The organism is Gordoniibacillus kamchatkensis, assembly GCF_000829455.1.
In the GTDB taxonomy this organism is placed as follows: Bacteria; Bacillota; Bacilli; order Paenibacillales; family NBRC-103111; genus Gordoniibacillus; species Gordoniibacillus kamchatkensis.
The window spans coordinates 1-14,943 of record NZ_JXAK01000062.1; the positions used below are offsets into that span (position 1 = coordinate 1).

General features: G+C 55.2%; 12 protein-coding genes. All 12 read right to left on the reverse strand.

Translation table 11 applies throughout. The annotated features are described in order from the left end of the window. Positions 1-310: 310 nt before the first annotated feature. The 12 genes from SD70_RS26455 to SD70_RS26505 all read right to left on the reverse strand — a co-directional run bounded on the left by SD70_RS26455 (position 311) and on the right by SD70_RS26505 (position 14,942). On the reverse strand, positions 311-2,107 hold the full coding sequence (locus SD70_RS26455; protein WP_052487911.1) for an ABC transporter ATP-binding protein: 1,797 nt from the start codon (positions 2,105-2,107) through the stop codon (positions 311-313). Positions 2,108-2,493: 386 nt separating this feature from the next. Further along, on the reverse strand, positions 2,494-2,736 hold the full coding sequence (locus SD70_RS26460; protein ID WP_052487912.1) for a cation transporter: 243 nt from the start codon (positions 2,734-2,736) through the stop codon (positions 2,494-2,496). A gap of 12 nt (positions 2,737-2,748) precedes the next feature. Then, positions 2,749-3,561 (reverse strand): hypothetical protein, encoded by an 813-nt coding sequence (locus SD70_RS26465; protein WP_041051210.1) that lies wholly within the window; start codon positions 3,559-3,561, stop codon positions 2,749-2,751. After that, positions 3,554-6,031 (reverse strand): FtsX-like permease family protein, encoded by a 2,478-nt coding sequence (locus SD70_RS26470; RefSeq protein WP_041051211.1) that lies wholly within the window; start codon positions 6,029-6,031, stop codon positions 3,554-3,556. Before SD70_RS26470 ends, SD70_RS26465 begins: the two co-directional genes overlap by 8 nt. Continuing rightward, the gene (locus SD70_RS26475; protein ID WP_041051213.1) at positions 6,003-6,710 is read right to left on the reverse strand and encodes an ABC transporter ATP-binding protein; all 708 of its coding nucleotides are present in this window, start codon (positions 6,708-6,710) and stop codon (positions 6,003-6,005) included. The genes SD70_RS26470 and SD70_RS26475 overlap by 29 nt, the downstream gene beginning before the upstream one ends. A gap of 60 nt (positions 6,711-6,770) precedes the next feature. Further along, positions 6,771-7,079, reverse strand: coding sequence for an SDR family NAD(P)-dependent oxidoreductase (locus tag SD70_RS35375; RefSeq protein WP_082053686.1), 309 nt, complete (start codon positions 7,077-7,079; stop codon positions 6,771-6,773). Continuing rightward, positions 7,033-7,536: a hypothetical protein gene (locus tag SD70_RS36430; RefSeq protein ID WP_156158209.1), complete on the reverse strand. Its 504-nt coding sequence runs from the start codon at positions 7,534-7,536 to the stop codon at positions 7,033-7,035. The genes SD70_RS35375 and SD70_RS36430 overlap by 47 nt, the downstream gene beginning before the upstream one ends. 805 nt (positions 7,537-8,341) lie before the next feature. After that, positions 8,342-8,989, reverse strand: coding sequence for a response regulator transcription factor (locus tag SD70_RS26485; protein WP_041051217.1), 648 nt, complete (start codon positions 8,987-8,989; stop codon positions 8,342-8,344). After that, the gene (locus SD70_RS26490; RefSeq protein ID WP_041051219.1) at positions 8,970-11,426 is read right to left on the reverse strand and encodes a PAS domain S-box protein; all 2,457 of its coding nucleotides are present in this window, start codon (positions 11,424-11,426) and stop codon (positions 8,970-8,972) included. The genes SD70_RS26485 and SD70_RS26490 overlap by 20 nt, the downstream gene beginning before the upstream one ends. A 236-nt stretch (positions 11,427-11,662) precedes the next feature. Further along, a complete protein-coding gene (locus SD70_RS26495; protein WP_041051221.1) occupies positions 11,663-12,958 on the reverse strand; it encodes a four-carbon acid sugar kinase family protein in 1,296 nt (431 codons plus the stop codon). After that, positions 12,955-13,614: a class II aldolase/adducin family protein gene (locus SD70_RS26500; RefSeq protein WP_041051222.1), complete on the reverse strand. Its 660-nt coding sequence runs from the start codon at positions 13,612-13,614 to the stop codon at positions 12,955-12,957. Before SD70_RS26500 ends, SD70_RS26495 begins: the two co-directional genes overlap by 4 nt. Before the next feature lie 14 nt (positions 13,615-13,628). Continuing rightward, positions 13,629-14,942 carry an amylo-alpha-1,6-glucosidase gene (locus SD70_RS26505; protein ID WP_052487920.1) on the reverse strand — a complete coding sequence of 438 codons (1,314 nt, stop codon included), beginning with the start codon at positions 14,940-14,942 and terminating at the stop codon, positions 13,629-13,631. Position 14,943 lies beyond the last annotated feature (1 nt).

Genomic DNA, 14,943 nt, shown 5'->3' on the forward strand with positions numbered 1-14,943 from the left:
TGTTGACGGATATCTCCCATGACACACCTCGACCTTTTTGTTGGTTTTATTGTATCAGGCCGCTACTATGGTGTGTCCACTTTCTAGTCTAGCTGCAAAACTAACACTGCAATTGCTCGAAAAGCAACTCCAGCGACGGTTTTCGCCGCAAGTCCCGCTGTAGTTGCTTGAAAAGCAACTACAGCGACAGTTTACGCAACAGGTCCACTGGCGTAGCCAGAAAGAAAGCACTTGAGGTGAGGCTGAGCCCTGGTGACCAGTCAAACTGCCGCCCACTGGAGCTCAAGCCAGCACCTTTCCAAGCTGGATTTCATCCATGCCCGGACGCCAGCTGCAATTCGGGCGCGGGCAGCGAAGGCAGCGACTCGTCGCGATTTTGCTCGGCGTACAGCTCCTTGTAGTAGCCGTTCAATGCCAGCAGCTGCCGATGGCTGCCGCTTTCGACAATTTTCCCGTTTCGCACCACGAATATTTGATCCGCATTCACTACGGTAGACAGCCGGTGCGCGACCATCACGATCGTTTTGTCGCGATCCGTTTGCTGAATCGATGCTTGCACGAGCTTCTCGCTCTCGTTATCCAGCGCGCTCGTCGCTTCGTCAAGCAAGATCAGCGCCGGATTTTTCAAAAAGACGCGGGCGAGCGCGATCCGCTGCTTCTGTCCTCCCGAAAGCTTGATTCCCCGTTCGCCGATTTCCGTATCGTAGCCGCGGGCCAGCGAGCAGATGAAATCGTGGGCGAACGCTTTTTTCGCTGCGGCGGCAATTTCGTCATCCGTAGCGTCGAGCTTGGCGATGCGGATATTTTCTTTCACCGAAGAACTGTACAGAAAATTGTCCTGCGTGACGATTCCGATCTGCTCCCGGAGACTGGACAAGGAATAATGCCGGATATTCACGCCATCGACGAGGATTTCGCCGCGGGTCGCATCGTACATCCGGGTGAGCAGCTGCAGCACCGTGCTTTTGCCGCCCCCGCTGCCTCCGACGAACGCATACGTCTTGCCCTTTTCCAGAGTGAAAGATATATCGCTCAGCACATCGCCATGCCCGTCGTAGGAAAAGGATACGCGATGGAAACGGATGGAGTCGGCGAACCGCCGCCAGTGTACGGGCCTGTCTATTTCTTTGATGGCAGACGGAGTAGCGAGAAAATCAAACACTCTTTTCAGCGCGACGCTTCCTTCAGCGATCGTCGGAAAAGCTTGCACGAGAGCGGCGACGGGGCTTTTCATCCGGTCCACATAAGCGAAAAAAGCGATCAGGCTGCCGAGGGTCAAGCTGCCGTCAATGACGTACAGACTGCCGGCCGCCACGACAAGAAAAGGCGTTATGTCGATGAGAACGTTAACGGCTGACAGCGAAATCGCATTGATAATGGCTTGCTTATCCGTTAAGCGATCGTAGCGCTCCAAATGCATATCCAGCTCTTCCGCATCCCGTTTTTCCGAAGCGAACAGCTTGGCCACGAAGGCACCTTGAATTTTTTCGATAATAAAGCCGCTCAGCGCGGAACGGTATTTCATCATCTGCTGCGTCGTTGTTTTCAGCTTCTTGGAAAGAAGGTGCGCCAAACCGAACTGTACCCCGGTCAGCAGCGCGGCAAGCAGCGTCAGCTTCACGTTCAGCGTAACCATCACGCCGATCACGAACAGCAGCACGATCGTTTCGATCCAGACGTTGGAGAAGACGGCCGTCATGAAGCCTCTTATTTTTTCGATATCGTCGAAAAAGCGCGTGCCGATTTCCCCGCTCCGGTTGTCCGCAAAATATTTAGCGTCGAGCGTTTGCACTTTGCGGAACGCGTCTATGCGCAGCGCCTTAATGATGTTGTTGTTGCCCTTATGCATGAAAAACTGCCGAACATACTCCATCGGTGCCCGAACGAGAAAAAAGACGGCGACCATGACGGCCGCGATGAGGAGCAACTGCGTTATTTTGTCCGTGCGCGACAATGCCGCGTTCTGAAGCAGGCTGTCGAACAAATATTTGAAGACGAGCGGAACGGAGAGCGGTATGAGAAAGCGGAACAAGCTGCCGACGAACCCCAGAATGTACAGCTTCTTTTCTTTATTCACATAGGGCAGAAAATGCTTCAATGCGCTCACAGGAAAAACTCCTTTGCGGTTTCATTTGCCATGATCGTATCGCGAAAAGAGCTCCCGCAACGCGCAAACAATGAACGCCGGCGCGCAAAAGATTGCGGCCGGCGCGCAAAACGCGACGAGCGTACAAGGATAAACGTCTTACGCCGTCCATTGGGACGTGCGCGTTTACCGGCGTTAAGCTGTCTTTGCGACGCCCTGCAAGTTGCTTGCCGTTACTCCTCCAGCTTAACGCCTAGTAGCGGAATCAGCCTAAGTATAGGCGCAGCATATACTTTCTGATGTAGTGAAAAAATCCCCCCGCCTGCTGCCAGACCGGCAGAGGTGAGGGGGAATTCAGGTTCCACGCTGTTTGGTCATCCCCGATATGCTCAGCGTTTGTAGCCGGGTTACGGCTTCCATCGCGGCTTGTATCCCTCGATCACCATGATCCCGGTAACCCCGTAACCTTGCGCTTCGATTGCCGCCCGGATCATATCCAACGTGAGCTTTTCCGGATCGAATTGTACCACCACCGTGCCGGCTGCCAATTCGACTGTTGCGGTTACGCCAAGCTTGTATAAGGCGCCTGAAATCGCCATCACGCAATGATTGCAGCTCATTCCTTGAACTTTCAATGTAACGGTTTGCATACCGATTCCCCCTTATGGAACTTTCACGACAAAGGATGACGTAAATACTTGATTGTTCCGCTGAAACTGCCCCCATATTTTATACGTCCCGCTCTTCGGGAACGAAGTCTCGAACAGCGCATCCGGCCCCGTTCCTTGCCCTTCGTCAGCATGAACGTGCACATATTGCTCCCCGTCCTCGGACAAAACGACCACGTGCCCGATTGAGCCCAAATACGGCTGCAGATCGGTTACCGGCTGGCCGGTTTTGCCGTCCGCGATGCTGAATTTGAGCGTGACTTCTTGGCCCGCCGCCAGCCCGCCGGCGGCAAGCTTCACCCGATTGCCTTCGAACGTTTTCTCCAAGCTTGCGTCCGGGACGACCGGGACCGGCTTGGTGCTTTCTCCGTCGATCCGAACCCACGCCAGCTTCGCCATCGAATCGCCGCCGGATGGCTTGAAATCGGCAATGAGCCTATATTCGCCGCCCGCGGGGAAGTTACCCGCAATTTCGAACACGCCGCCGCCCTTATACTCGGGATGAATGTGGTTGAAATAAGACAAATCTTTGCTGATGACCATCAAATGCAGCAGCTTCTCGTGGTTTTCGTCAAATTCGTTGATTCGCGTGCCATCTTTCTTCTTGATCTCCACCCGTATCGTCTTGTTCAGGCCCGCCCCGGACGCCGGGTCCCCGGTCACCGTCCATTCCGCCTTCACGTCGTCGGACAAAATTCGCTGGCTGGCGGCGGCGGTTACTTGCTCGTTCTCCCACGCCGGGTCGGAACCGCAAGCCGTTAGCAGCACAGCCATGATCATCAACAGAAACACGATTCGTTTACTCATATCTTAGCGCCTCGCTTAACCGGGTTTGTGCCGCTCGGGACGCCGGCGTGAAGCTGGAAACCAGGCTGACCGCGATGCCGAACAAGCCGATATACAGAATGATGGTCCATGAAACCCCGAACTGGTACGTCAACGAGTGAATCTCAAAAAACGTTGAAGTGATGAAAATCAAAACGATGCCGAATATACAACCGATTACGGTAGCAGCGATTCCGATGCCGAGACCCTCCAGCATGATCATCCCGACCACTTGCCGGCGCGTAACCCCGACCGCACGCATCATGCCAAGCTCGCGAATCCGCTCCATAATGTTGATCAGCAGCGTATTCGTAATCCCCATCCCCGAAATCACGATCGACAAAACGATCAGAGCGTTGATGACGCTGAACGAACCGGTATAGACCGAGCCGACCATCGAAGCCCAATCTTCGGGGCCGAACATGTCTTCGATTCTTTCCCCGAACTGGTTAAAAATATGCTCTCTAAGTTGCAGCGGAGTAGCGTTCTCGTCTTTGATCACCAGCACGTTATGCTCGAACTTGAGGCCGAAGTTTTCTTTAAAGGACTCTTCTTTCATGAAAGCGCCGTAGCCGTTATTTTTCATTGTGCTTACGACGGCGGCGACCTTGAACGTGCGTTTGCCCTGCAGCGTCGCAAGCTCGATGCTTTCTCCGATCTTGCCTCCCCAAACCCCGTAAGCGATTTTGTCCAGGATGACTTCGTCTTGCTTGAGCCCGCTCACCAGTTCACTGCGCGACTTGCCCGAAACCGTGAACAGCGGGAAGCGGTCGATCCACTCCCCTACGCCGTAGACAGGGAGCTTGCGCTGCTGGCCGTTCAAAGTCCAGATGGCCGAATACAGCCCATACGCTCTTGCGTCAGCCACACCTTGGATGCTTTTCAGCCGTTCCACGTCGGTTTTCTCGGTGTGATGAAAGTGGATATCCAGATTTCCGCCATAAGACGAATAAATCACTTTTTCGAACGATTGAATAAAGGCCGAGTTAATCGAGCTCATCAGAACAACCATCGCAATGCCGAGGCAGAGAATCACGGAGGTCATCGACGTGCGGCCCAGATTCCGCCTCAAATTGCTCGCGGCCATTTGGCCGCTGAAGCCGAACAGCCGCCGGTACACCGGCCGCAACACGAAATGGAACAGCTTGAACAGGTGCGGATATACGAGCGCGACTCCAAGCATTAACGGCACGACCAAGAGCAGATGCTTGATGAAGAACCCGGAGACGATCAGCAGCAACCCGGCGACAACTTGCCACTTGCGCGAAAACGTCTCGGTGCGGCCGGGTTTGAGCACTTCGACCACACTGATTTTGCCGACTTGGCGAATCGGGATCAAAGCGGCGGCGAAGGGGATGAGCAACCCGGCCAGCACGGACACCGCAAAACCTTTGAAGATCAGCATGCTTCCTTCGTCATGGATACTGAACAGCATGAAGATCAGCTTCGACAACAGCTGCGCGAAACCGTATCCGAACAGCAGGCCGACGGCCGTTCCCGCGATCGCCAGCAGGAATACCTCGAACAGGACAAAGGCCTGTAATTGCTTCGGCAAGTACCCGATCGTCTTGAGCACGGCAAATTCTTGCTTCCGCTCTTTAATGCTGACATACAACGTATTGAAAATGATAAACCCACTGAGGGCGATGCCCAAAAATCCGGCTATATAGAGCGCCATAAAGAACGTATCCGCCTCTTTGACGGAATCGGAATCGATCAATACAGGCTGCATGTACATGTTGCCGTAACGTTTGACTAGCTCATCGATCTGCCGCTCTACCGCAAGCCGGTCGGATTCGCTGGCGGCTTTGATTTGCACGTTTTGTATTTTGCCGTCAAGTCCGAACCAGTCCTGCAGCACGTTCAGCGGTACGGCTACCGCCCAATGGTGATACTTCGCCATGCTCCAACTGGAAGGTCCCATCAGCTCGACCGTATATTTTACGATGGCCGATACTTGGATTTGTTTCGTTCCTTGCGCCGTATCGAAGGAAATCGTATCTCCGACGCCAACTTTCCATGCTTTTGCCGTACGGTCCGTAATGACGGCCCCGCCCGACGTCAGGCTCCCTTGGATCACACTGAAATTCGTAAGCGGCGTATCCAGCCTCGTGTAGCCGCCAAGCTCCACCCTTTTTTGGAGGGCGGAAATCCCCTCTTGCTCCAGATGCAGCTTCGTGCTTTGCTTTAGCACAGCGATAGAAGCCATATAATTCAGTTGTTCAACGTCCTTATAAACCTTTTCCGGCATATAGGTTTCCGTACCGGAGATGAGATAATCCGCTTTGCCGAAGGCCGCTTTCAAATACAGCGGGAACGTTTTTTTGGCGGTATCGACGGAAGCGACCACCGCAAACGTGGACGCCACTCCAATGACAATCGAGAGAAAGGTGAGCAGCGTCCGGAGCTTGCGGCGCATCAAATTACGCCAAGCCGTGTGCCATATATTCAACGCCGGTCCCCTCCTCCTGCACGACCTCGCCGTCCCGGATCATAATGATCCGATCGGCCGTTTCCGCCGCATGCCGGTCATGCGTCACCATCACGACCGTCATATGTTCGTCCTTGTTCAAGCGCGTCAGAAGCTTCAGGATGCTCTCGCCGTTTTTCCGGTCCAAATTCCCCGTCGGCTCATCCGCCAAAATGAGTCCCGGCTTCATCGCAAGAGCTCTTGCAATCGCCACGCGCTGCTGCTGGCCGCCGCTCAGCTGCGCCGGGAAGTGCGATTCTTTCCCCTCCAGATTGACATCGCGCAGCAGCTCGCGCACTCTCGCCCCGATCTCAGCCGATGCGGTTTTATTGGCCAACAGGGAGAGGCCGACGTTCTCCGCCACGGTCATCATCGGCAGCAGCTGATAGTTTTGGAACACGAAGCCTACTTTCGTGCGGCGAAACAGCGTTCTTTGCTTCTCGTTCAGCTCGTTCAGCCGCACCCCGTCGACGGTAATGCTGCCGGAAGTCGGCACGTCGAGGCCCCCGATCAATTGCAGCAGCGTGCTCTTCCCCGAGCCGCTGGGCCCCATAATGGCGATGAACTCCCCTTTCTTGATGTGAATGTCGTTTTCTTTTAACGCGGTGAAATTTCCCGCTTCCAAAGCGAACACTTTGGATACTTTGTCAAGCTTGATCATGTTCCATGCCGTCCTCTCTATATTCGTTTGCGTACCATCCATCCGATCGGTATGTTGCTATCATAAAACGGGACGAGGCAGCGGAACGCGCAAACGATGAACGTGCCAGCGCAAATATTTGCGGACTTCCCGCAAATTGTTTGTCGTCGCTGGGGAGCAAATCAAAAAGGCCGGCATGCACCGGCCTACTTGAAAATTAACGTCAACCGTGATCGACGCGCTCTTGTTCTGTTCGGTAAGGTCCGAGCGAATTTGTTCCAGCCTTTCGCGATTTCTGGCGACAAGGATCAGGTTGTTGTTCTTTGCGAAAATTTTCGCCAGCTCATATCCGATTCCGCTGCTTGCACCTGTAATTGTGGAGCCGCTTATAGTTCAATATGAGAAGCAGTCCAAGCAAAGCAAAACCAACCAGCATGATCAACATATACGCGGGCAGCACGCTCCACGCGATGAAGAACCAGGCGAACAGGAGCGAAGCCGGGCTTGTGGCTCTAAGCAGCTTATAAACGATGGCGCCGAAACCCGACCGATTCAGCGGCGTTGCTTCGATAAGCAGAATGAGCGGGTTACAAATTATTCCGAAAACGAGCGGAATGACCACATATTCGGGAAATCGCGTCTTAACAGCCAATTCCAGCACATAAACGAATGCTGCGGCGAAAGCTTGCGTAAAAAAATCCAAATGGGCCGATTTGAGCTTGCGCGGGTTCGTAAACAGCTTTGTCCACTGCGGGAAAGCCCCGTAATGCACCGCCGCAAGAGGAAGCGACAGGAGCAGGCCGAGCATAAAGGAAAAGAGTCCCCATTGCAAAAGCTGAATGTTCATATTGTTTCTCCTCTCGGAATGAATGACTTTTGGGTCAATGGGAGCGCCGTTCCGATGCTCCGGAAAAAACATTTGTTGGTTGCTTTCATGCGCATTTCCTCCATTTCGTTTCGCTGTAAAGCCTAAAAGTCGCATCCGATCGGTATGAAGCCATCGTAAATCAGAACGGGACATCGAAACGCGCAAACGATGAGCTCGCCTGCGCAAATATTTGCGGGCTCCGCGCAAATTGTAAGGCAGCGGGCTGAGGTGATCGTCGCGCAAAACTCCCATCGGGGGCATCCCCGAGGATGAGCGGCCTCCGAGTTTCTTTGACCGGGTGAGCGCAAGAAGCCTGACCGTATAAATGAAGAAACAGCGCCCAGATTCTCTAATCAAAGAATCTGAAGACGCTGTTTCAGGACGTATTGGAGAAAACTGGCCGGTAGAGACCTCGGGGTCGCTATTACCGTCATTTGTTCTAACAGCAGCGCACATTAGGGCGCTATTCGCCGGTTTTGCTTTTTTGGGCGCTATTAGCGTATGAGCATGCGCAATTTAACGAATTGTTTCTATTCCTGAGCCAGCGCGTGCTGTTCACCTCTCGCTGCGGGCAAACGGTTATGATCAGCCGCCTCCATGCCGCAAGGCAACGTCGCTCTGCCCCGCTCTCCCGCAATGCGGACTTCCGGAAACAGGGACTGTGCCACAAGTTGCGTCGGAATTTGAACGGAGTGCCGCGCAATCGGCCATCCAAGCACGACATCCGCCGGATAATCGGCGGACCGGCCGGCTGCTAGCCTGGCGGGCGGGCCTGTGACTCCGGCTAATATAAATCTTCCGTCGGCAGTATCCCCAAGCTTTTCGCTTTTTTGATGACCTCCACCCGCGAGCTGACGTGCAGCTTCTGGAAAATTTCCGTCAAGCTGTATTCCAGGGAGCGTTGGCTGATCATGAGCGTTTTCGAAATCTCTTTGTTGCTTTTCCCTTTCGCCAGTTCCCGCAGCAGCTTGTCTTCCTCCGGAGTGATGACCGTCTTCTCGCTTTCCGTTTCCCCGTGCACGACAATCTCCTGGCGCCGCAGCTGTTTGAGCAGCTGCATCGGGACAATGGCCTCTTTCCGCGCGGCGCAGCGTATCGCCTGGATGAGCTGCTCGCGCGTCGACGTTTTGGCAATGAAGCCGGAAACGCCCGATTCCATGAGCAGATTGAAATGCGGCGCGATTTCGAACCCGGAATAAATGAGAATGACGGCATCAGGCACGTAGTCGAGTATTTTGCGCGTCAGGTCGGCGCCGTTCATATTCGGCATGTACAAGTCCAGCAGCATGACGTCGAACTTTTTCAGCCGCACCAAATCGGGCACATAATAGACGTCCGTCTCGATCGTTACGTTCATATCCGGTTCGGCTTCGATCAGCATTTTGGTGCCCTCGACGACAGACCGATGATCGTCAACCAATAAGATTTCCATAGCGTTCACCTTTAAGCTGCGTATTTGTGGGGATGTAAATATTCACATGAAACCCTTGCTTCGGAGCCGATTTCAATTCCACTTCGCCTTCCAGGCTGAAAACCCTCTTTTCGATGCCGGCAATGCCCATATGCTGAAACGACCCTTCGAAAGCGGACAAATCCATGCCGACCCCGTCGTCAGAATAAGAAAAATGCAAGCGGCCGTTGTCGCCCGTCAGCGCCATCGTCACCTTCGATGCCTGGGAGTGCTTGTTGGCGTTGTTAATAAGCTCCTGAACGATACGGTACACCCCGAGAATCTGCTCCTCGTGCAGCGGATAGTCCAGCTTCTCCGCGGAAAACTCGATCTCATAATTGGAAAACATGCGCGCATACGAGAACAGGCTTTTCAATGACTCGACCAGCCCCATTTTCAACAGGAAAGGAGGACGCAGCTCGTTGCACGTAATGCGGATCTGATGAATGGCGTCCAGCAGCCCCTCTTCGATTTGTTTGAGCTCGCGCTGAGCTTCCTTGTCAAAGGCGGCGGTGGAACGCAGCGACTCCAGCTTGCGATACCAGATAATCAGATCCTGCAGCACCGAATCGTGCAAGTCGCTGGACAAGGACGCCCGCTCCTTCTCCGACAGCTGGAACAGCAGTCTCAGCATCCATTTGGGCGTTTCCTTGTTCGTGACCATGTCTTCCATGCGCTTCATCAGATCTTCCAGCAAGTGAAGATTGTCATACAGAATCGTCACATAATGGACGGCCGTTTCAAGCCATTCTTCCTCGATCCCCAGCATGGCGTGGTCCATGGCGATCCGCAAGTAGACGGGCTGCTGCTTCTCGCCGATTTTGACCCAAATATCGCTCATGTCCATGATCGCCTGTTCCCGCCCTCTCGGCACCTCTTCGATGGATACGCGGGTCGCTTGCAGCACGGCCTTGACCTCTTCAAGCAGGCGATTTTCCAGCTCCGACACTTTCATCACGTTGGCAAGGTCGTTGGAGAAGCGGTTCAAGCTTTGCTGCAGAACCTTATATCGTTCTTCCCTGCGGATGAGCTCCCGCTCTTCTCTTTTCCGCGCCGTAATGTCCTTCACAATGCCGTGGATGCCGTTCAATTCGCCGGAGAGGAAGATAGGAACGAACGTAATCGTTACGATTTTCTCGCCATGCGCGGACCCCACGATGCGGCATTCGATATCTGTCGACTCTTGCCGCTGAATGACGTGGAAAAGCGCCCCATAGACCGACGCATGATCTTCGTCCATAATGAGTCCCATAAAACAACGGTCATGCAGCTTGTCGAACTGGATGCCGGTTATCGTTTCGAAAGAACGGTTGGCATTGACAAAATAAAACCCGCTCAATTCGAGAGAAAAGACGCCGTCCAAATTGTTCTCGAACAAAGACTTGTACCTTTGCTCGCTTTCTTCGAGCGCCAGCTCGGAGCGCTTCTTCTCGGTGACGTCCATCATAATGCCGTCGATTCGTTCGACCTCTCCGGCAAGATCCAGATAAGGGTGAATCGTCATTTTGATCCATTTCGTTTCCTCGCCGTGCAGCAATCGAAACGTTTTGACAACGGATATTCCCATATCGAGCTGATGTTTCACTTCGTGCATGAGAGCGGCATCATCTTCCGGGTGCATATGCGTGTGCATGCGAATCGGGCTGGCCACGATGTCTTGTTTGGACAATCCGAATATTTTCTCGATGCTGGCCGAACAATAGGTCATCCGGGTGAAATCTTTGTCTGTCGAGATGACTGCGGCATTGACGTTATCCAAAATGTTTTCCAGCAGCTGCTCCGCCTTTTTTCGCTCCGTCACATCCCGGACAACCGCTACAACGTATTTCACATGTCCCTCACTGTCCAAAACCGGCTTGACGCGCGCCTCCGCGTACAACGTGTGGCCTTGCGCATGAATAACCCGATACTCCAGGCTGACGGGCAGCTTCGATTGCAAAACCTCGACATACGAACCTCGCACCCGATCCCTATCATCCGGATGGATGACATCGAACGCATCCATGCCCTCGTACTCTTTGGTGCTGAAACCTGTCAACGACTGAATGGAGGGGGATACATATCGAACAATGGCGTCGCTATCGACCAGAACGATCGCATCCAGCATATTCTCGGCCATGATGCGGTACTTTTCGTCAAGCTGCCCTTGCGCTTTATCCATGGCCGCTTGCCCCGCGCAATGCTTCAACAGGACCGTGAACGCAATCGTTTCGCCGTCGTCGCCACGGATGGGGATCTTTCCATCGGACGTCCAGCTTCCCTTCTGAAGTTCAAAATTACCAATGCCGTCGCCAAAATGCTCGCGAAACGCATCGTTTACCCAAACGATCCGATCGTCCGGATCGACAATATAGACTGGATCCGGCATCTGCTTAAGCAATTGCTGAGCGCCCTTCATGATATCCTGAAATCGATTCATACTGTTCGTGTGCTCCTTGCGGAAGGATGGCCGAGCCTGATTTCGTTAACTAATGATCATTATAATGGATCCCGCAAGGTGCAGCGCGCAAAAAAATAGCGTACGTCCGCAATTTTCGCAGCACTACCTTGCAGCGAAACCCGGCGTTGACAAAAAGAGGGGCTGCCCAATGTTGGACAGCCCCTCTTCTTCCCTATACCCGCTCCGCCCTCCCAGTCCGGCGGCGCTTTCTACAACTACGATTGCTGCTTGAGATGCTCCAGCGCCTTCGCCAAAAAGTCCGGCTTCCCGAAGCTTCCGGATTTGAGCACCATCAGCAGCGGCGGATCGGTAAAAGTGATGCACGACGGCAAGCCGGGCTCGATCTCTTGCCAGAGCCGCATGCCCTTCACGCCGAGCTTCGCGCATACCGCGGCGGACGTGTCGCCGCCGGCGATGACGACCCGGCTCAGCCCCGTCACCTGCAGCACGCGGCCGGTGATCTCCGCCACCGCCCCGGATACGAGCCGGGATACTTCGACATTGGATAAGCCTAGCGCAGCGCCCGCCTGTTTCGTCCGGTCCACCGCTTCCTGCCTATTAGGCGTATGCAGCGCAACATCCGAGCCGGAAGCGATCCGTATTGAGCATGCCGTAGCCAATTTCCGTATCTCCGCTTCGCGGCTTTGCGCGTCTAACAGCAGCAGCGAATCGATCTCGATGGACGGAATCCCGCTTTTCTCCAGAACCTTAAGCTGCTCCGCCGTTTGCGGCATCAGGCTGCCGGCTACGCACAACACGCCCATTCCGAGCAGCGGGGCGACGGGAAACGCCCCGACTTCCTGCTCCCCAACGCGCCGCTCGAGCGCCGACAATTCTTCCGCCAGCGCGGAGCTGCCGCACAGCACGCGAATGCCTTCTACGGCTTTGGCAATGGTGGCGAGTGACGGCTGGTCGACGACGTCCACAATGACGTAACCCACCCCGCTGCGCTTCATGCCGTCCAGCTCCTCAGCCAGCCGGCCGGCCCCTTGCGATACGATCCGGTGAGCGATCGTAGCCACGCGGCGCTTCGTCTGGGCTTGCAAAATGCCCGCCAGGTCCGAGCGCGTCATCGGGTGAACGGGGTCGTTCCGGAATTCGGAATGCTCCAGCTTGTTGCCATGCACATAATGGATGCCGTCCACAGTCGTTCTGCCGTTTTTGGGAAAACCGAGCACGACGACGGCAAAGCTTTCGCCAAGCGCATCCAGCATGGCGTCGAATTCCGCGCCGATGTTGCCTCGAAACACCGAGCACGTTTTGTTGTAAAAGCGGGAGCACCCCGCGGCCCGCAACTGCAACGTCGCTTCGAACACTTTCCGATACGCCTTTTCCGGCCCGTCAAAGCGGGAATCCGTATCCAAAATGACGGCATCCGGCTTCTTTCCGCCGCCCAGCGCGAGCGGAGCGCCCGCGGCAAAGCTGTACACATGCGTATTAAAGCCGTGCTTCGCAAACATGATGCCGATATCGTTGGCACCGGTAATGTCGTCGGCTGCGACTCCGATCATGACCAATTCCTCCTCGGCTTGTAGCCGGAGTTCAGCAGAAAGTCCTCCACCGTGCCGGGGGAAAGCGCCCGCAAAGGGATGCCGGCCTGTCTCGACTCGACCAGCATCCGGCAAGCCATTTCCAACGTTTGCAAAGCCATTCTCGCTTCTTTGACCGAAATGTCATACACAAGCACGCCGTGGTTTTCCAGAAGGAGAATGTTCGCCTGCCGTGCCTTGGCTCTGACGGCCGCACCAAGCGCCTCGCTGCCCGGATGGCAGTAGGAAACCCGCTCCACTCTCTCCAAATAATACATCGTCTCGACAAACCAATCGGCCGGGACGTCCAAGCCGGAGCAGGCGACCATGGTGGAGTAAAAGGGCGAAGCGTGCAGCACGGCACCGATCTCCTCCCTTTCCTCATAGACGGCGCGGTGCATGGGGGTTTCCTTGGACGGCTTTTTGCCCGGGGCGCCGACATACGTCCCGTCCCGGCCGCATTCCACAAAATCGTCGTCGCCAAGCTCCCCCATATATGTCCCGCTCGCCGTAATGAGGTAGCCGCCGGTGCCGACACGGGCGCTGATATTGCCGGCATTCCCCCAGGCCAGGCCGTACTGCATCATGAATTGCCCGGTTGCCTGCAGCTCCCGGCGCACATCGATTGAGTCCGACATCGCAAATCCTCCCGTTACCCGATCTCCCAGCCGTTAGCGGCGTTAAATACACTCACTTCCCCGCGCTTCACGCAATCGTGGGCAAAAATGTACATCGCCGCCGACCACGACTGTCCGCCGTAGCCCATCGGCCTCCCGGACAGCCCGTGAAACCATTCGTTGAATTCCCATTCGGCCTTCTTGCCGAGCCGGTTCATTTGCGCCAGCTTATCCAGCTGGAAGGCGGCCTCTTTCAGGCGGCCGGCCTTCACCAGAGCGGCAACGTAGAAGCCGCCGATGAACGGCCACGCCCCTCCGTTATGATAATGGTGAGGCTGGTTCAGATTGCGCACCCTGTAGTAGTCCTGCCAATCTTTCTCGCCCGGATTGATCGGAGGGTACAGCGCCTTCACCGGGAACGGCTCATTGAGTCCCGTTCCTTCGATATAATCGAGAATCTTATCGGCTTTGCGGCGATCGGCCACATCGAACACGATCGCGAGCAAGTTGCCGAGCGTATCGAAGCGGTCGGCGTAATCGCGGAAGCCCATATAGGGCAAGTAAAACGGGCGTTCGACCAGCTCCGTGCCCACCCGTTTGAGCGGATACAGCCATTCTTTGCGCTCGTTGGCGACCCAATCCAGATCGAGCGGCTCCTCCGGCCCAACCCAGAGGAGCACGTTGATTTTGCGGTGCACGTCTTCCGCTGCGCGGACGTAGGTTTCCGCATTCAGCCCCAGTGCCTCGGCCATCTCCCCCATGCACTTCCAGGCGGCATAATACAACACATTGTCGAACAGCACGTTGTACCGGTTGGCGAACAAGTCGGCCCAGTCCATCGCTTCGTGCACTTCCAGCAGCCCGCACTCGTTGGAATCCTGGTAGCGGAGCCACAGGAGCGCCTTCTCCAGGCTTGGCCAAGCCGCAGACAAGCTCGCCTTGTCGCCTTTCACCATATAGTCGTAGTACTGTCCGATAATGTACCAGAGGTTGCCGTCGACGCATCCCGCATGGATCGTATCCTCAATGGCGACGCCCGTCTTGCCCGCGACCTCCAGCTTGCCGCCATGGGCGATAAGGGCCGGATCGGCCACGTCGGTAAAACCGACATTGTGCGGGATTTTGCCAAGCTCGCTTTGAAAGCTGCGCAGCGTATGCAGCGAGCGCTGATGGATCCGCTTGCCCTCCTCATCCGCGCACAGCAGCAGCCCCAAGCCGCAAATCATGCTGTCGCGGGCCCACACTTGCTGATAAGCCTGATTGGAGCCAAGCAGGCCAAGCTCCCCCCCGTTCCCGATCAATATCGCTTCCGCACGCTTTCTTGCTTCCGTAATCAAATCGGCGCTCATC